The following is a 15,292-nucleotide window of genomic DNA, read 5'->3' on the forward strand; positions in this document are numbered from 1 at the left end:
TGATCTGGCCGGCCCCGGCCATGGCGGTGAGCGCATGGTAGATGCCCCACACGGTGCCCAGCAGGCCCACGAACGGTGCGGTGGAGCCCACGGTGGCCAGCAGCACCTGCCCGAACTGCAGCCGGCCCAGCACGCCGTGCAGTGCATCGCGCAGGCCGCGCGTCAGCTGCTGGGACAGGCTGCCGCGCGCGGCCAGCGTGGCGGGGGCCTGATTGGCGCCGGCCACGGCGCTGGCCGCCTGCACCAGCGGCATCACCAGGCCATCGCGGTCGAAGGCAGGCAGGCGCTCGGCCGCCAGGGCGATCGACGGGGCCTGCCAGAAGGCGGCGATGGCGCGGGCCGCATCACGGCGGGCACGGCGCATCAGCAGGGCCTTCCAGACGATCACGACCCAGCTGGCGACCGACATGGCCAGCAGCAGCAGCGCGCTGATCTGGGTGACCGCGTCGCCCTGACGCCACCAGTGCAGGCCGTCCATCGCGTGCGCGCCGGCCGTCAGGCGGCGTTCAGGCCCAGCACGTCGAACATGTCGAACAGGCCGGTCTGGTGCGCGGCGAGGAATCGCACGGCGCGCAGGCTGCCCTTGGCATAGGTCGTGCGGCTGGCGGATTTGTGGGTGATCTCGATGCGCTCGCCGGTGCCGGCGAACAGCACGGTGTGGTCGCCCACGATGTCGCCGCCGCGGATGGCGGAAAAGCCGATGCTCGACGGATCGCGCTCGCCCGTGATGCCCTCGCGGGCATAGACGGCGCAGTCCTTGAGATCGCGCCCCAGGGCCTGGGCGATGACCTCGCCCATCTTGAGCGCGGTGCCCGAGGGCGCATCCACCTTGTGGCGGTGGTGGGACTCGATGATCTCGATGTCGTAGCCGGTGGACATGGCCTTGGCGGCCAGCTCCAGAAGCTTGAGCGTGACGTTCACGCCCACGCTCATGTTGGGCGACAGCAGGATGGCGGTGCGTTCGCTGGCGGCGGCGATCTCGGCCTTTTGCGCGTCGGACAGGCCCGTGGTGCCGATGACCATCTTGACGCCCGTCTCGGCGCATACCGCGAGGTGGGCCATGGTGCCCTCGGGGCGGGTGAAGTCGATCAGCACGTCGGCGTGGCGCAGGCCTTCGCGCACGTCGGCCGTGATGGCCACGCCGCTGGCATACCCCAGGAAGGCGGTGGCGTCGGAGCCGATGGCGGGGCTGGCCGCCACGTCGAGCGCGCCGGCCAGCACGCATTCGCCGCCGGTGTCGCGGATGGCTTCGATCAGCATGCGCCCCATGCGGCCGGAGGCCCCGGCGACGGCCACGCGGCAAGGGGTGGAGGGGGATGCGTTCGGGGAAGTGGTGGCGGTCATGGAAAGATCAGCGGCTAAGCCGCAGGGCCGGTGTGCACCAGGCCCTGGCCGGCGGGAATCAGCGGGTCGACGATTCCAGCGGCGGGTAGCTGGACGGCGGCGTGGGCACGGGCGAATCGGCAGGTTCGGGCAGCGTGGCCGGTTTGGGGAACTTGGCCAGCTGGGCCTCGGTCGCCTCCAGCACCGGCACTTTGTTCTTCGGGGTGCGGGTGCCCAGGGTGGCGACGAACTCGGCCTCGGTGGGCATCTCGTCGCCCTCGGCGCGCTCGAACACGTCGCCGTTGAAGAACACGGTCAGCTTGCGCGACTGCACCTCGACGCCGGGGCGCTTGAGCGTGAAGACGTATTCCCAGCGGTCGGCGTGGAACAGGCTGGTCACCAACGGCGTGCCGAGGATTTCCTTGACCTGCTGGCGCCCCATGCCGGGCTTGAGCGCCTCGACCTGCTCGCGGGAGACGAAGTTGCCTTGAACCACGTCCACCTTGTAGGGAGTGACCAGGCTGGCGACGCGGTTGCTGGCGCTGTCGAAGCTGCCGCAGGCCGTCAAGCTGGCGCCGATCAACAGGGTCAGGGCCCAACGGGCGCTGCAGCGGGCGGAAACGGACATGGAGTTAGGCATAGGCGATATGATCCGACCCATTGTAGCGGCAGCTTCTCCCGGGCTTTGGCACGCTGGTTTGGTACACGGAAACCCCTGTCATGACGAACATCGACGAACTCAAGAGCACCGGCCTGAAGGCGACCCTGCCGCGCCTGAAGATCCTCGAGATCTTCCAGAAGGGCGCGCAGCGCCACATGACCGCAGAAGACGTGTTCCGCGTGCTGCTGCAGGAGCGCTCGGACATCGGCCTGGCCACGGTTTACCGCGTGCTCACGCAATTCGAGCAGGCGGGCATCCTGAACCGCAGCAACTTCGAAAGCGGCAAGGCGGTGTACGAGCTCAACGAGGGCCAGCACCACGACCACTTCATCTGCACGGTCTGCGGCAAGGTCGAGGAGTTCTACGACCCCGAGATCGAAAAGCGCCAGCAACTGGTGGCCAAGTCGAAGGGCTGGGTGGTGCAGGATCATTCGATGGCGCTGTACGGCCAGTGCGCCACCTGCGCCAAGCTGGCCACCACGCAGCACCGCTGAGCAGCGGGCGCGCGCCGCCCGGCGGGCCCGGGACGCGGCGCGATGGTCAGGAGCCGTCGCGCTCCATGGCGCGGCGGTGCCGCTCCACGAATTCCTGGTAGGTGTCGATCCCGCGCAGGTTCAGGATGGTGTTGCGCACAGCCGCCTCGACCAGCACGGCGATGTTGCGGCCCGCCACCACCTGGATCACCACCTTGAGCACCGGCACGCCCAGCACGTCCTGCGTGAGGGGCTCGTAGGGCATGCGTTCGTAGTCGCGCTCCAGCGTTTCCTTGCGCACCAGGTGCACGATGAGCTTGAGCCGCATCTTGCGCCGCACGGCGGTCTCGCCGAAGATCGCGCGGATGTCCAGCAGGCCGATGCCGCGCACTTCCAGCAGGTTCTGCAGCAGGTCGGGGCACTTGCCCTCGATGGTGGTCTGGTTGATGCGGAACAGGTCCACCGCGTCGTCGGCCACCAGGCCGTTGCCGCGCGAGATCAGCTCCAGGCCCAGCTCGCTCTTGCCCAGGCCCGACTCGCCGGTGATCAGCACGCCCAGGCCCAGGATGTCCATGAACACGCCGTGCATGGTGGTGCGGTCGGCGAAGTGCTTGGACAGGTAGGCGCGCAGCACGTCGATGACGAAGGCCGACGACTCGTGCGTGGAGAACATCGGGATCTGCGCACGCTCGCACATGGACAGCAGCGCATCGGGCGCGACCTGGCTGTCGGCCAGCACCAGCACGGGTGGCTCCAGCGTGACGATGCGGGCGATGCGGCGCTTGCAGTCCTCGGGCGTCGCGTTGGTGAGGTAGGCGGTTTCGCGCTCGCCCAGGATCTGCACCCGGTACGGGTGGATGTAATTGAGGTAGCCCACCAGGTCGGCGCCGGAGCGCGCGGAGCGCACGGCCACCTCGTCGAAACGCCGCTCGGAGGCCCCGAGGCCGGCGACCCACTCCCACTTCAGCGGGCCGCGGAACTCCTCGAACAGGACATCGGCGCTGACGACGTTGGGTTTCACGGAAGGTTCAGCGTTTGCAGCGGCGGCGGCGGCGGGGTCAGGCGGTGGCCTGGGCGGACTGCCAGCCGGCGATCAGGCCGTGCAGCTCGGCGGCATCGGTGCTGCCCTTGATGCGCTCGCGCAGCGAGCCATCGCTCAGCAGCTCGGCGATCTCGGACAGGATCTCCAGGTGCTTTTGCGTGGCCGCCTCGGGCACCAGCAGGAAGATCAGGAGCCCGACGGGCTGCTCGTCCGGCGCATCGAAACCGATCGGGTGGGCCAGCTGGAAGACTGCGGCCATCGGCGCCTTCAGGCCCTTGATGCGGCCATGCGGGATGGCGACGCCGTGGCCCAGTCCCGTGGAGCCCAGCCGCTCGCGAGCGAAGAGGCTGTCGGTGATGAGGGCGCGCGACAGGCCGTGCTGGCTCTCGAACAACAACCCTGCCTCTTCGAAAGCGCGCTTTTTGCTGGTGGCGTCGACGCTCACGAGCACTTGAGCGGCAGGCAGGATGGAGGCAAGACGGTTCATGGTGGAGGGTTGCGATTATGCACCCCCTAGCATAAACCCTGAGCACTTTGAGGAGGGGCATAAAAAAACCGCCCCTGAGGGCGGCGTGGCGAAGGGCCTGGCTGCTCAGGCCCCGGCACCCATCAGGCCACCAGCTCCCGCTTGATGGCGCCATGGTGGTGGTTCTGGATGCGGTCCTTGTGGCGGACCACCTGGCGGTCCAGCTTTTCCACCAGTTCGTTCACGGCCACGTACAGGTCGGAATGGGAACTCTCGGCGAACAGATCACTGCCTTTCACATGCACGTTGCATTCCGCGCGCTGGCGTTTTTCCTTCTCCTTTTGCTTCTCGACGGTGAGCAGCACCTTGACGTCGACCACCTGGTCGAAATGCTTGCTGATGATGTCCAGCTTTTCCGTCACATGGGCGCGCAATGCGGGAGTGACTTCGAGGTGGTGACCGCTGATCGTCAGGTTCATAAAACTGGCCTCCTGGGCTTGCGTTGAAGAAGCGCCGTCCTTAAAGGTCTGGTGGAAGGACGGCCCGGCGAAAGGTCAACTCATGCATGTGTTGGATTCACTATGCGCCCGCCCCCGGGCAATTGCAAACGCATACCGAAGTCGGCTGTCGGGTCTTGCCCTCCCAGGTGCCAAGGGCCGAAAAACGGCGCAAAATAGCCTGGCTTTGCTCCGCGGCACACAGCGCAGACGCCTTCGCGGGGCGCACCGCCGGCACGGCGCCCTGCCGACCCGATGGCCCGCCGTCCGCTGCGGTTCCGGCCCACGCCCCACCCTCCCGACCGCCCTGCACCGGCCATCCCGGCACGCGCCCTAAAATCGCGGGCTGGCCGGCCCTGCCGCCGAAAGCCGCGGCTTTCCCGTTCGCAATCGCTTCACCCACCATGACCCTGCCCCTTTCCTCCGCACTGCACACCTCCGCCCTCACGTCCCTGCCGCTGCTCGCGCGCGGCAAGGTGCGCGACAACTACGCCGTGGGCGACGACCGCATCCTGATGGTGGCCAGCGACCGCCTCTCGGCCTTCGACGTGATCATGGGCGAGCCGATTCCGGGCAAGGGCGAGCTGCTCACGCAGATGGCACTGTTCTGGTTCGACAAGCTGGGCCACCTGTGCCCCAACCACCTGACGGGCGACGATCCCGAGAGCGTGGTGACGCCGGACGAAGCACCCCAGGTGCGGGGCCGCTCGATGCTGGTGCAGCGCCTGCAGCCGATCCCCGTGGAGGCGGTGGTGCGCGGCTACCTGGCCGGCAGTGGCTGGAAGGAATACCAGGAATCGCGCGCCGTGTGCGGCGTGCAGCTGCCCGAGGGTCTGACCAACGCGGCCAAGCTGCCGCAGCCCATCTACACCCCGGCCGCCAAGGCCGCGATGGGCGAGCACGACGAGAACATCACCTTCGAGCGCACGGTGGAGATGATCGGCATCGAGCTGGCCACGAAGATCCGCGACCTCAGCATCGCCATCTACCAGGAGGCCGCGGCCATCGCGCTGGAAAAGGGCATGATCATTGCCGACACCAAGTTCGAGTTCGGCCTCGCGCCCGACGGCACGCTGGTGCTGATGGACGAGGTGCTCACGCCCGACAGCTCGCGCTACTGGCCCGTGGAAGGCTACGAAAGCGCTCTGGCCGCCGGCGAGAACCCGCCCAGCTACGACAAGCAGTTCGTGCGCGACTGGCTGGAGCAGACGCAGATCAACGGCAAGCCCTGGAACAAGACCGCGCCCGCCCCGCGCCTGCCGCGCGAGGTGGTCGAGAAGACCGCCGCCAAGTACCGCGAGGCGCTCGAGCGCCTGGTGGGCTGAACGGCCCTGCCGCGCGCGCCAGGGAGCGCAGCGGCATCGGGCGGCCCGTGCGGCCGCCTCACTCCAGCTCGATGGCCTCCAGCCGCAGCAGCACGCGCGCCTCTTCGCCGAACAGCAGCAGTTGCCGCCCTTCCTGGCGGTAGGTCCGGACTTCGTCCAGCGCGTGCAGGAAACGGCCCTCCAGGGTGGCCGTCTGCAGGCACAGCTGCAGGGTCGTGTTGATCTGCGTCATCCGCAGGCGCACGCCATCGACCGCGTAGCTCGCCAAAAAGCGGTTGCAGCCCCCTGCCCCGCGCGCTTGTCCCCCTTCGCTGTCCAGCACCAGATGCGGCTCGGGCGCGCCAGCGGGGGCCGGCGGCACGGCCGTGTCGTCGATTTCCACCAACCGCCAGTAGGTCTGCCGCAGCGGCACCTCGGCCTGCGCGGTCGCCTTGTCCAGAGGCAGGCGGTGCAGCTCGACATCCACGCGCCGATAGGCCGGGTCCGGCGGCAGCGGATGGATGCCATCGGAGGCGAACCGCACATAGCCCTGCAGGGACAGCGAGGCGCGAACCCTGTAGCGGCCCGGCAGCAGAGGCTGCGTGAGCGCGGACCGGAAAGGGATCTGCAACTGGTACGGCGGCGGCCCCGGCAGCTCGATGCGCTGGCGCCCGAGCACCGTGGGCGGCGCATCGGGCCGCGAGACGTCGAGCAGCGCCGCCTCGAACACGGCGGGCTCGTCGGGCGGCACGTAAAGGCGCTCACGCGAGAACACCGTGCCGATGACCATGGCATCGGGCGGGGGCGATGTGGCGCAGCCCGCCAGGGCGAGAGCCAGCACCGAGGCCACGGCCAGGGCCGCCGCACGGGCCCGTTCAGCGCCCATGGACCGGGCGGCTTCGGTGGCTGGGGCGCCGGTCAGCTCAGCACCACGCTGGACAGGCGGCGGCGGTAGGTGGCGACCGTCGGGTCTTCCGGCGGGATCTGGCCTTCGGCCACCTTCACCCGGGGCGGCTCGATGATCTCGAGCACGGCCACATAGGTCTTGCGCGCGGCCTCGTCGCTCCAGGTCTTGTCGCGCGTGAGGATTTCCAGCAGTTCGTCCATGGCCTCGGTCCAGCGCTGGTGCGCGATGAACCAGCGCGCCCGGCCGAAGCGGGCGTCGAAATCGCGGCGGTTGGCGGCAATCCCGGCATCGAAATCGGCCAATGCCGAAGGGCCGTTTGCTTCCCTGGCCACGAAATCGATCGCATCCATCCAGGCCTTGAGCGCACCCAGCTTGCGCGATGCCGGGGCCTTGGCGATCACGGGGGCGAAGGCGACCTTGGCGTCGTCCTCGCGGCCCAGCTGCAGCAGCAGCTTCACGTAGTCGAAGCGGGCGTCGTCGTTGGCGGGGTCGGTGGCGACGGCGTGCTGCAGCTTTTCCAGCGCGGTGTCGGTATCGCCGTCGGCCAGCGCGTCCTGCGCCAGCTCCTCCTCCTGCTCGGCCAGGGCCGCCTCGGCGGTGGGCACGTGCTTGTCGAGGAAGGCCCGCACCTGGCCCTCGGGCTGGGCGCCCATGAAGCCATCGACGGGCTGGCCGTTCATCAGCAGCACGCAGGTGGGAATGCTGCGGATGCCGAACATGCCGGCGATCTGCTGCTCCTGGTCGGAGTCGATCTTCACGAGCTTGAAGCGGCCCTCGTACTCGGTCTCCAGCTTCTCCAGGATGGGCCCGAGCGACTTGCACGGGCCGCACCAGGGCGCCCAGAAATCCACCAGCACCGGAATGTGGCTGCGCTGCACGTGGCGCTCGAAACCATCGGCGTCCAGCGCCAGAGGGGCGCCGGCGAAGAGCGGCTGATGGCACTGCCCGCAGTCGGGCGCGCTCGCCAGCTGGTCCGTCCGCACGCGATTGGTGGTGTGGCAATGGGGGCAGACGATGTGGAGGGGCGAGGTGTCGTTCATGGAAGGCCGCAATGAGGAAGGGTGGTGGCCCAGGCTGGCACAGGGCACCGGGGCAGGCCCATCGCACATGGGCGCTGCGGCGGGCGTTTTCAACCCGCCTACAGCCGCCCTGCCTTGGCGCCTACAGCCCGCGCGAAGGCTTCTGGTAAGGTGGCTGGCAATGCAAAATCTACCGCTACTGACTGCGAGATACGCACTTTTCCTCGATTTTGACGGCACACTCGCCGATATTGCGTCCCACCCCGATGCGGTGCAGGTGCCCCCGGGCATCGTGCCGGCGCTGCAGGCGCTGCACGAGCGGCTGGGCGGTGCCCTGGCCATCGCGACGGGCCGCACGCAAGCCGACATCGACCGCTTCCTGTCCCCCCTTCAGCTACCGCTGGCCTGCGAGCATGGCGCCCAGTACCGCCTGAACAGCGGGCTCGTGGGGGCCGTGCCGGCCATGGATCTGACGGCGGTCATCCGCACCATCGAGGCACTGCGCGACCGCTATCCCGCCCTGGTCCTGGAACGCAAGAGCGCCGGCGTCGCGCTGCACTACCGGCAGGCGCAGGAACTCGAAGCGCTGTGCCGATCGACGCTGGAGCATGCGCTGAAGCACGCGCCCGGGCTCGAACTGATGCAGGGCAAGTGCGTGCTGGAGATCAAGCCCTCGGGACCCAGCAAGGGACGGGCGATCACCGACTTCATGCAGCACCCGCCCTTCCAGGGCCGCATCCCCGTATTCGCGGGCGACGACGTGACGGACGAGAACGGCTTCGTTGCCACCCAGGCCCTGGGCGGCATTGGCATCAAGGTGGGCCCGGGCGAGACGCAGGCGACGGTGCGCTGCGACGACACCACCGTCCTGCGCGAATGGCTCTACCAGATGGCGGCGCCGGAAAGGCCCGCCGCATGAAGACCGGTTCCCATTTCGGCCCGCCCGCCGAGCCCTCGCTCGCCCTGGGCCTGATCGGCAACTGCGCCATCAGCGCCCTGGTGGATGCGCAGGCGCACATCGTGTGGTGCTGCCTGCCCCGCTTCGACGGCGATCCGGTGTTCAACGCCCTGCTGCAGCCGGGCGACGAAGGCAGCCGCTTCGCCATCGAAATCGAAGACCTCGCCACCACCGAGCAGTGGTACGAGCCCAATACCGCGGTGCTGCGCACGCGGCTCACCGACCGTTCGGGCAACAGCATCGAGATCACGGATTTCGCCCCGCGCTTCTACGCCCGGTCGCGCTACTTCCGGCCCATGATGCTGGTGCGCCGCGTGCGGCGGCTGGAGGGCGCACCGCGCATCCGCGTGACGGTGGACGTGCGCTACGGCTGGGGCAAGGACGCGCCCGAGATCACGCAGGGCAGCAACCACATCCGCTACGTGGGCGAGGAGCTGACGCTGCGGCTGAACACCGACGTGCCCATCTCCCACGTGCTGTCGGGCCAGCCCTTCGTGATGGCGCGCGAGCACAACTTCCTTCTGGGCGCCGACGAGTCGCTGCCCGCCGGCATTGCCGACACGGCGCGCCACTACGAGCAGGAAACCGTGTGGTACTGGCGCCATTGGACGCAGCGCCTGGCCGTGCCGCTCGAATGGCAGGACGCGGTGATCCGCGCGGCCATCACGCTCAAGCTCTCGCTGTTCGAGGACACCGGCGCCATCGTGGCGGCCATGACCACGAGCATCCCCGAGTCGGCCGACAGCGGCCGCAACTGGGACTACCGCTACTGCTGGCTGCGCGATGCGTTCTTCGTCGTGCGGGCGCTCAACAGCCTGTCCGAGACGGCGACGATGGAGGACTACCTGCGCTGGCTCAGCAACGTGGTGGCCGAGGCCAGCGACGGCCACATCCAGCCGCTGTACGGCATCGGCCTGGAGCACGACCTGCCCGAGGCCTTCGTGCCGCACCTGGCCGGCTACCGGGGCATGGGCCCGGTGCGGGTGGGCAACCAGGCGGCCGAGCATTTCCAGCACGACGTGTACGGCAACATCATCCTGGGCGCGGCCCAGGCCTTCCACGACCAGCGGCTGCTGCACCCGGCGGGCGCGACCGAGTTCTCGCGCATGGAGCAGATCGGCGAACTGGCCGTGCGCGTGTACGGCCAGCCCGACGCCGGCATGTGGGAGCTGCGCACCCGCGCCCGCGTGCACACCTCGTCGGCGCTGATGAGCTGGGCCGCCTGTGACCGCCTGGCCAAGATCGCCCACTCGCTGCAGCTGCCGGAACGCGCCGACTACTGGAGCGCGCACGCCCGGTCGATGCGCGACGAGATCCTGGAAAAATCCTGGAGCGAGGAGCGCCAGGCCTTTGCCGAGAGCTTCGGCGGCAACGAACTGGACGCCAGCGTGCTGCTGATGGCCGAGGTGGGCCTGATCGACCCGATGGACCCGCGCTTCGTCTCGACGGTGGACGCCATGGAGGCGTCGCTCTGCGACGGCCCCTACATGCGCCGCTATGAGGCCGCCGACGACTTCGGCAAGCCCGACACCGCCTTCAACATCTGCGCGTTCTGGCGCATCGACGCGCTGGCCCGCATCGGCCGAAAGGCGCAGGCGCGCGAGATCTTCGAGGCCCTGCTGGCCACGCGCAACCCGCTCGGACTGCTGTCCGAGGACACGCACGCGCAGACCGGAGAGATGTGGGGCAACTTCCCGCAGACCTATTCCATGGTCGGCATCATCAATGCCGCCGTCCGGCTGTCCGACCCCTGGGACAGCGTGATCTGAAAGGCGCCGCATCCGCCACGCCCACCCCGACTGCCCGTTCGCACTGCAAGGAAATTTCCCATGAGCCGCCTCGTCGTCATCTCCAACCGCATCGCCGACCCCCGCAAGCCCGCCGCCGGAGGCCTGGCGGTCGCGCTGGGCGAGACGCTGAGCCGCACCGGAGGCCTGTGGTTCGGCTGGAGCGGCAATATCTCCGAAGACGGCCTGCCCGGTGAAGGCAAGCTGCAGACGCGCCAGGCGGGCACCGTCACCCTGGCCACCGTGGATTTGTGCCAGGAAGACCACGACAGCTACTACAGCGGCTACAGCAACAGCGTGCTGTGGCCCGTGTTCCATTACCGGCTGGACCTGGCGGATTTCAACGCCAGCTACATCGCCGGCTACCGCCGCGTGAACCAGATGTTCGCCCGCAAGCTGCTGCCGCTGCTCAAGGAAGACGACACCATCTGGGTGCACGACTACCACCTGATCCCGCTCGCCGCCGAACTGCGGGCGCTGGGCTGCCGCCAGCGTATCGGGTTCTTCCTGCACATCCCGGTGCCCCCGCCGCTCATCATGGCCGCCATCCCGCAGCATGAATGGCTCATGCGCTCCCTGTTCGCCTACGACCTCGTGGGCCTGCAGAGCGAGGCCGACGTGTCGCACTTCACGCGCTACCTGAGCAACGAGGCCAATGCCGAAACCGTGGGCCCGCAGCACCTGCGCGCGTTCGGCGCCACGGTGCAGGTGGGGGCCTTCCCCATCGGCATCGACGTGGACGAATTCACCCGCCTGGCCGCCGCGCCCGAGGCCGTGCAGACCTTCACCGCCATGCGCGACGAGTATTCGCGCCGGCGCCTGCTGCTGGGCATCGACCGGCTGGACTACTCCAAGGGCATCCCGCAGCGCGTGCGCGCCTTCCGCGAGCTGCTGGCGCGCTACCCCGAGAACCACCACAGCGCCACGCTGGTGATGATCGCCTCGCCCACCCGCGACAGCGTGGACGCCTATGCCGACCTGCGCCAGGAGTTGGAAGGCCTGTGCGGCGCCATCAACGGCGACTACGGCGAACTCGACTGGATGCCGCTGCGCTACATCCACCGCACCGTGGCCCGCAAGCGCGTGCCGGGCCTGTGCCGCGCCGCCGCCGTGGGCCTGGTGACGCCGCTGCGCGACGGCATGAACCTCGTCGCCAAGGAATACATCGCCGCCCAGGACCCGGACGACCCCGGCGTGCTGGTGCTGTCGCGCTTCGCCGGCGCGGCCGAGCAGATGAAGGAAGCGCTGCTGGTCAACCCCTACGACACGCAGGGCATGGCCGACACCATCCAGACCGCGCTGCAGATGCCGCTCAAGGAACGCCAGCGGCGCCACCAGGCGCTGATGGAGCGCATCCGGGAGCACGACATCCACTGGTGGCGCAAGACGTTCCTGGAGACGCTGGGCTGAGGGGCTGCAACCGGATAGGCCGGCTCGGAAATGCCGGCAAGACCGCCTGGGCCGCCACGACCACGGCGCGCGCCTGAATCGCCCGCCGCCCCCCTCAGAACGCCTTCAGCCGCTCCTGCAGAAAATCCAGAAAGCACGCGATGCGCGCGGCCAGCTGCGTGTTGCGGTAGTACACCGCGCTGATCGGCTGGCGCACGTCGGCCGTGTCCTTCGCCAGGATCTGCACCAGATCGCCCCGCTCGCGGTCGGCGGCGGTCATGAAGTCGGACAGGCACACGATGCCCGCACCCCGCAATGCCAGCTGGCGCAGCGTTTCGCCGCTGGAGGCGGTGATGTCCGGCGTGATGGGCCATTCGTCGCCATGCGCGCCGCGCAGCGGCCAGCGGTTGAGCGATTCGACCTGTGAAAACCCCAGCAGCGTGTGGCGGCCGAGGGCCGCCGCGGTCCTGGGCCGGCCGTGTTCGGCGAGATAGGCCGGACTCGCCAGCACCCGGATGCGGCTCGTGGCCAGCGGCCGGGCGTGCAGCGTGGAGTCGCGCAGCGGGCCGATGCGGATCGCCACGTCGGTGCGGCGCGCCAGCAGGTCGATGTTCAGCTCGTCGGTGTCCAGCTCCAGCGTGATCTGCGGGTAGGCGCGGCGGAACTCGGGCACCAGCGGAACGACGGCGTGCAGCATGAACGGCGTGGCGGCGTTCACGCGCAGTCGGCCGGCGGGCTGGAGCCGGCGTGCGGCCATGTGCTCCTCGGCGTCGTCCAGCGCGGCGAGGATCGCGCGGGTGCGGGCCAGGAAGGCCTGCCCCTCTTCGGTGAGTTCGATGCGGCGCGTGGTGCGGCGCAGCAGGGTGGTCTCGAGCTTCTTCTCCAGCCGCGCCAGCGCCCGGCTGATGCCGGAGACGGTCTGGCCCAGGTGCTCGGCGGCGGCCGTGATGGAGCCACCGTCCACCACGGCGGCAAAGGCCTGGAGTTCTTCGAGCGTGGTCTTCATGGTGCGTGGTCTGGCCGTTTCATTGTTGATTCCAGGGCAAGTATCTATGGAGCGAAACCGGGTGTTTCTGCAAAGGATAAACCCGCAGACTCGGCGCATCTTCAGGAGTGCTTCCATGCCCATTGCCTTGTTCGCGCTGACGCTCAGCGCTTTCGCCATCGGAGCGACTTCGTGATCGTCAGCCTGCTGCCCACGGCGGCGGATGTTTCCATCGGCCTGCCCTCGGCCGGCCTGCTGGTGTCGCTGCCCCTCACGCACTACAGCGCGGTGCTGGACCGCCGCAGCCGCTTCGCGGTGCGCACGGGCAATCCGGCCGTCGCGGCCCATTGATCCGGCCGCTTTGCATGGCCAACCTTTTTCCGTTCACCCCTTCATTTCCATCGGAGACTTTCATGACCACACCCGTTGCCTCCCCCACCGTGCCTGCCTTCGGCCTGGGCACCTTCCGCCTGAAGGACCAGATCGTCATCGACTCGGTGAAAACCGCGCTGGCGCTGGGCTACCGCCACATCGACACCGCGCAGATCTACGGCAACGAGTCCGAGGTCGGCCAGGCCATCGCCGAGAGCGGCGTGCCGCGCGACGAACTGTTCATCACCACCAAGGTCTGGACCGACCACCTGGCGGCCGACCGGCTCGTTCCCAGCCTGAAGGAAAGCCTCGCCAGGCTGCGCACCGACCGGGTGGACCTCACGCTGATCCACTGGCCGTCGCCCGGCGGCGCGGTGCCGGTGGGAGAGTCGCTGGACGCACTGGCCGAGGCCCAGGCGCAGGGACTGACGCGGGCCTTCGGCGTATCGAACTTCAACATCCCCCTGCTGCGCGAAGCCATCGCTGCCGTGGGCGCGGACCGCATCGCCACGCACCAGATCGAGCTGCACCCCTACCTGCAGAACCGCGCGGTGGTGGACTTCGCGCGCAGCCAGGGCATCCACACCACGTCGTACATGACGCTGGCCTACGGCCAGGTGCTGCAGGACCCGGTGATCCAGGCCATCGCGGCGGAACTGGCGGCCACGCCGGCGCAGGTGGCCCTCGCCTGGGCCATGCAACTGGGCCATGCGGTGATTCCCTCGTCCACGCAGCACGCCCACCTGCAAAGCAATCTGAAAGCACCGCAGCTGCGCCTGACGGACGGGCAGATGCAGCGCATCGCCGCACTGGAGCGCGGCGGCCGGCTGGTCGATCCGCAAGGCCTGGCACCGGCCTGGGACTGACCCGGCCCGCCCCGTGCCCGGCGGCGGCTATTCCTCGGACGAAAAGCCCGATGCGGCCACCACGGGCGCCCAGCGCTCGCGCTCCTGCGCCAGTTGCCGCGCGAACTCTTCTGGGGTGCTGCTGACGGGCTCGAAGCCCAGCTTGGCCAGCGACTCCACCACGGCCGGATCGCGGATCGCCTGCTGCGCCAGCGCCAGCAGCCGGTCGACCTGCGCGGCGGGCGTCTTGGCGGGCAGGTACAGCCCATAGCTTTCCACGCCGTGGATGCCGGCGAAGCCCTGCTCTTCGAACGTGGCGACATCGGGCAGGAAGCGCGAGCGCCGCGTGTCGGTCACGCCCAGCACGCGCACCCGGCCGGTGGGCAGATGCGGCAGGCAGTCGCCCACGCTGAAGCAGCCGGAGGCGACCTGCCCGCCCATCAGGTCCTGCAGGCCCGGGGCCGCGCCACGGTAGGGCACGTGCGTGAGCTGGATGCCGGCCGCGCGGGCGAACTGGGTGCCCAGAAAGTGCGGCATGGCACCGGCCGCGGGCGAGGCGTAGCCCTCGGGCTCGGTCCGCGCCTTCGTCCAGTCGGCGAACTGGCGCAGGGTCTTGACCGACTCGGGCACCTTCGGCCCGACCATGAAGCCGCAGGTGGACAGGGCCACCGGCGTCACGGCGATGAAGTCCGTGGCCGGCCGGTACTGCAGGCGCTTGTAGACGTGCGGGTAGATGGTCAGCATGGACGAGGGGCTGAGCACCAGGGTGAGCCCATCGGGCGGCGCGTCCTTGAGCGTGGCCAGGGCAATGCGCCCGCCCGCGCCCACCTTCTGCTCGACCACCGTGGTGGTGCCGGTGCGGCCACGCCACTGCTCGACCAGGCGGCGGGCCACCACGTCGATCGATCCCCCGGCGGGAAACCCCACCAGGATGCGGGGCACGCCCTGCTGCGCCCGTGCGGGCGCTCCCAGGCCAGCGGCGGCCAGCCCTGCCAGCGCCAGGCCGGCCTGGCGTCGGTTCATCTTCGTCATGCGTTGTCTCCTTGTGTGGGTTCTGTTGGGGCAAGGCCGGAAAGCATGCCAGACGACCGCGCCGGCCGGAGCCATGGGGCCATCAGGGGGGCGGGGATCAAGGGAGGGGCGCGGACGACGCCGCTGCCGCCGCCGTTGCCAGGCGCTCCAGCAGCGGATGCAGTTGCCCGCCGCCCTCGCCCACCGCCTGCACCAGCGCCGCATCGTGCGCCAGCACCGCCTCGCTCAGCCG

The 15,292-nt window shown here is 69.2% G+C and carries 17 protein-coding genes; 7 read left to right on the forward strand and 10 right to left on the reverse strand.

Annotation, left to right across the window (positions count from 1 at the left end; translation table 11 throughout):
- From AC27IQ_RS10780 to AC27IQ_RS10790, 3 genes are all read right to left on the reverse strand, one after another.
- A partial coding sequence (locus AC27IQ_RS10780) for a MotA/TolQ/ExbB proton channel family protein (protein WP_487089460.1) occupies nt 1-478 on the reverse strand: 478 nt, incomplete at its 3' end.
- 17 nt (nt 479-495) lie between these two features.
- Nucleotides 496-1,344 carry a 4-hydroxy-tetrahydrodipicolinate reductase gene (dapB, locus tag AC27IQ_RS10785; protein ID WP_487089461.1) on the reverse strand — a complete coding sequence of 283 codons (849 nt, stop codon included), beginning with the start codon at nt 1,342-1,344 and terminating at the stop codon, nt 496-498.
- A 58-nt stretch (nt 1,345-1,402) separates the two neighbouring features.
- Nucleotides 1,403-1,951, reverse strand: coding sequence for an outer membrane protein assembly factor BamE (locus tag AC27IQ_RS10790; protein ID WP_284407324.1), 549 nt, complete (start codon nt 1,949-1,951; stop codon nt 1,403-1,405).
- A 92-nt stretch (nt 1,952-2,043) separates the two neighbouring features.
- Here AC27IQ_RS10790 and fur point away from each other — a divergent pair, with 92 nt between their 5' ends.
- Nucleotides 2,044-2,478, forward strand: a complete 435-nt coding sequence (fur, locus tag AC27IQ_RS10795; protein ID WP_272566748.1) for a ferric iron uptake transcriptional regulator — start codon at nt 2,044-2,046, stop codon at nt 2,476-2,478.
- Nucleotides 2,479-2,524: 46 nt separating this feature from the next.
- On the opposite strand, the gene hprK is transcribed toward fur, so the two are convergent.
- From hprK to hpf, 3 genes are all read right to left on the reverse strand, one after another.
- The gene (gene hprK, locus AC27IQ_RS10800) at nt 2,525-3,478 is read right to left on the reverse strand and encodes an HPr(Ser) kinase/phosphatase (protein WP_272566747.1); all 954 of its coding nucleotides are present in this window, start codon (nt 3,476-3,478) and stop codon (nt 2,525-2,527) included.
- Between the two features lie 37 nt (nt 3,479-3,515).
- A complete protein-coding gene (locus AC27IQ_RS10805) occupies nt 3,516-3,986 on the reverse strand; it encodes a PTS sugar transporter subunit IIA (protein ID WP_272550568.1) in 471 nt (156 codons plus the stop codon).
- Nucleotides 3,987-4,108: 122 nt separating this feature from the next.
- Nucleotides 4,109-4,444, reverse strand: a complete 336-nt coding sequence (hpf, locus tag AC27IQ_RS10810) for a ribosome hibernation-promoting factor, HPF/YfiA family (protein WP_487089462.1) — start codon at nt 4,442-4,444, stop codon at nt 4,109-4,111.
- A gap of 422 nt (nt 4,445-4,866) precedes the next feature.
- On the opposite strand from hpf, the gene AC27IQ_RS10815 reads away from it, so the two are divergent.
- Entirely contained in the window at nt 4,867-5,787 is a 921-nt protein-coding gene (locus AC27IQ_RS10815; RefSeq protein ID WP_272566745.1) for a phosphoribosylaminoimidazolesuccinocarboxamide synthase, read from the forward strand.
- 58 nt (nt 5,788-5,845) lie between these two features.
- Here AC27IQ_RS10815 and AC27IQ_RS10820 read toward each other — a convergent pair whose 3' ends face one another.
- Both AC27IQ_RS10820 and trxC read right to left on the reverse strand, forming a co-directional pair.
- A complete protein-coding gene (locus AC27IQ_RS10820; protein WP_284431587.1) occupies nt 5,846-6,652 on the reverse strand; it encodes an META domain-containing protein in 807 nt (268 codons plus the stop codon).
- Between the two features lie 32 nt (nt 6,653-6,684).
- Nucleotides 6,685-7,713: a thioredoxin TrxC gene (trxC, locus tag AC27IQ_RS10825; RefSeq protein WP_487089463.1), complete on the reverse strand. Its 1,029-nt coding sequence runs from the start codon at nt 7,711-7,713 to the stop codon at nt 6,685-6,687.
- 160 nt (nt 7,714-7,873) lie between these two features.
- Between trxC and otsB the strand changes: the two genes are divergently transcribed.
- The 3 genes from otsB to otsA are packed head-to-tail and all read left to right on the forward strand — an operon-like array spanning nt 7,874 to nt 11,847.
- Nucleotides 7,874-8,611: a trehalose-phosphatase gene (otsB, locus tag AC27IQ_RS10830; protein WP_284429681.1), complete on the forward strand. Its 738-nt coding sequence runs from the start codon at nt 7,874-7,876 to the stop codon at nt 8,609-8,611.
- Complete coding sequence (locus tag AC27IQ_RS10835) at nt 8,608-10,419, forward strand: glycoside hydrolase family 15 protein (RefSeq protein ID WP_487089464.1); 1,812 nt, start codon at nt 8,608-8,610, stop codon at nt 10,417-10,419. The genes otsB and AC27IQ_RS10835 overlap by 4 nt, the downstream gene beginning before the upstream one ends.
- Nucleotides 10,420-10,479: 60 nt before the next feature.
- Nucleotides 10,480-11,847 carry an alpha,alpha-trehalose-phosphate synthase (UDP-forming) gene (gene otsA / locus AC27IQ_RS10840; protein WP_272565231.1) on the forward strand — a complete coding sequence of 456 codons (1,368 nt, stop codon included), beginning with the start codon at nt 10,480-10,482 and terminating at the stop codon, nt 11,845-11,847.
- 94 nt (nt 11,848-11,941) lie between these two features.
- Here otsA and AC27IQ_RS10845 read toward each other — a convergent pair whose 3' ends face one another.
- Nucleotides 11,942-12,832, reverse strand: a complete 891-nt coding sequence (locus AC27IQ_RS10845; RefSeq protein ID WP_317353313.1) for a LysR substrate-binding domain-containing protein — start codon at nt 12,830-12,832, stop codon at nt 11,942-11,944.
- A gap of 171 nt (nt 12,833-13,003) precedes the next feature.
- Here AC27IQ_RS10845 and AC27IQ_RS10850 point away from each other — a divergent pair, with 171 nt between their 5' ends.
- Together AC27IQ_RS10850 and dkgB are read left to right on the forward strand one after the other, a co-directional pair.
- On the forward strand, nt 13,004-13,162 hold the full coding sequence (locus tag AC27IQ_RS10850; RefSeq protein ID WP_487089465.1) for a hypothetical protein: 159 nt from the start codon (nt 13,004-13,006) through the stop codon (nt 13,160-13,162).
- A gap of 62 nt (nt 13,163-13,224) precedes the next feature.
- A complete protein-coding gene (gene dkgB, locus AC27IQ_RS10855) occupies nt 13,225-14,049 on the forward strand; it encodes a 2,5-didehydrogluconate reductase DkgB (protein ID WP_487089466.1) in 825 nt (274 codons plus the stop codon).
- Between the two features lie 27 nt (nt 14,050-14,076).
- Here dkgB and AC27IQ_RS10860 read toward each other — a convergent pair whose 3' ends face one another.
- Nucleotides 14,077-15,060, reverse strand: coding sequence for a Bug family tripartite tricarboxylate transporter substrate binding protein (locus AC27IQ_RS10860; RefSeq protein ID WP_487089467.1), 984 nt, complete (start codon nt 15,058-15,060; stop codon nt 14,077-14,079).
- Nucleotides 15,061-15,292 lie beyond the last annotated feature (232 nt).

It is taken from the genome of Acidovorax sp. KPB24-07 (assembly GCF_057543315.1).

What these genes read in the sequence shown, in the direction of transcription:
- dapB (WP_487089461.1), bottom strand. Translation starts at nt 1,344, where the DNA reads ATGACCGCCACCACTTCCCCGAACGCATCCCCCTCCACCCCTTGCCGC.
- AC27IQ_RS10790 (WP_284407324.1), bottom strand. Translation starts at nt 1,951, where the DNA reads ATGTCCGTTTCCGCCCGCTGCAGCGCCCGTTGGGCCCTGACCCTGTTG.
- fur (WP_272566748.1), top strand. Translation starts at nt 2,044, where the DNA reads ATGACGAACATCGACGAACTCAAGAGCACCGGCCTGAAGGCGACCCTG.
- AC27IQ_RS10805 (WP_272550568.1), bottom strand. Translation starts at nt 3,986, where the DNA reads ATGAACCGTCTTGCCTCCATCCTGCCTGCCGCTCAAGTGCTCGTGAGC.
- hpf (WP_487089462.1), bottom strand. Translation starts at nt 4,444, where the DNA reads ATGAACCTGACGATCAGCGGTCACCACCTCGAAGTCACTCCCGCATTG.
- AC27IQ_RS10815 (WP_272566745.1), top strand. Translation starts at nt 4,867, where the DNA reads ATGACCCTGCCCCTTTCCTCCGCACTGCACACCTCCGCCCTCACGTCC.
- AC27IQ_RS10820 (WP_284431587.1), bottom strand. Translation starts at nt 6,652, where the DNA reads ATGGGCGCTGAACGGGCCCGTGCGGCGGCCCTGGCCGTGGCCTCGGTG.
- trxC (WP_487089463.1), bottom strand. Translation starts at nt 7,713, where the DNA reads ATGAACGACACCTCGCCCCTCCACATCGTCTGCCCCCATTGCCACACC.
- otsB (WP_284429681.1), top strand. Translation starts at nt 7,874, where the DNA reads ATGCAAAATCTACCGCTACTGACTGCGAGATACGCACTTTTCCTCGAT.
- AC27IQ_RS10835 (WP_487089464.1), top strand. Translation starts at nt 8,608, where the DNA reads ATGAAGACCGGTTCCCATTTCGGCCCGCCCGCCGAGCCCTCGCTCGCC.
- otsA (WP_272565231.1), top strand. Translation starts at nt 10,480, where the DNA reads ATGAGCCGCCTCGTCGTCATCTCCAACCGCATCGCCGACCCCCGCAAG.
- AC27IQ_RS10845 (WP_317353313.1), bottom strand. Translation starts at nt 12,832, where the DNA reads ATGAAGACCACGCTCGAAGAACTCCAGGCCTTTGCCGCCGTGGTGGAC.
- dkgB (WP_487089466.1), top strand. Translation starts at nt 13,225, where the DNA reads ATGACCACACCCGTTGCCTCCCCCACCGTGCCTGCCTTCGGCCTGGGC.
- AC27IQ_RS10860 (WP_487089467.1), bottom strand. Translation starts at nt 15,060, where the DNA reads ATGACGAAGATGAACCGACGCCAGGCCGGCCTGGCGCTGGCAGGGCTG.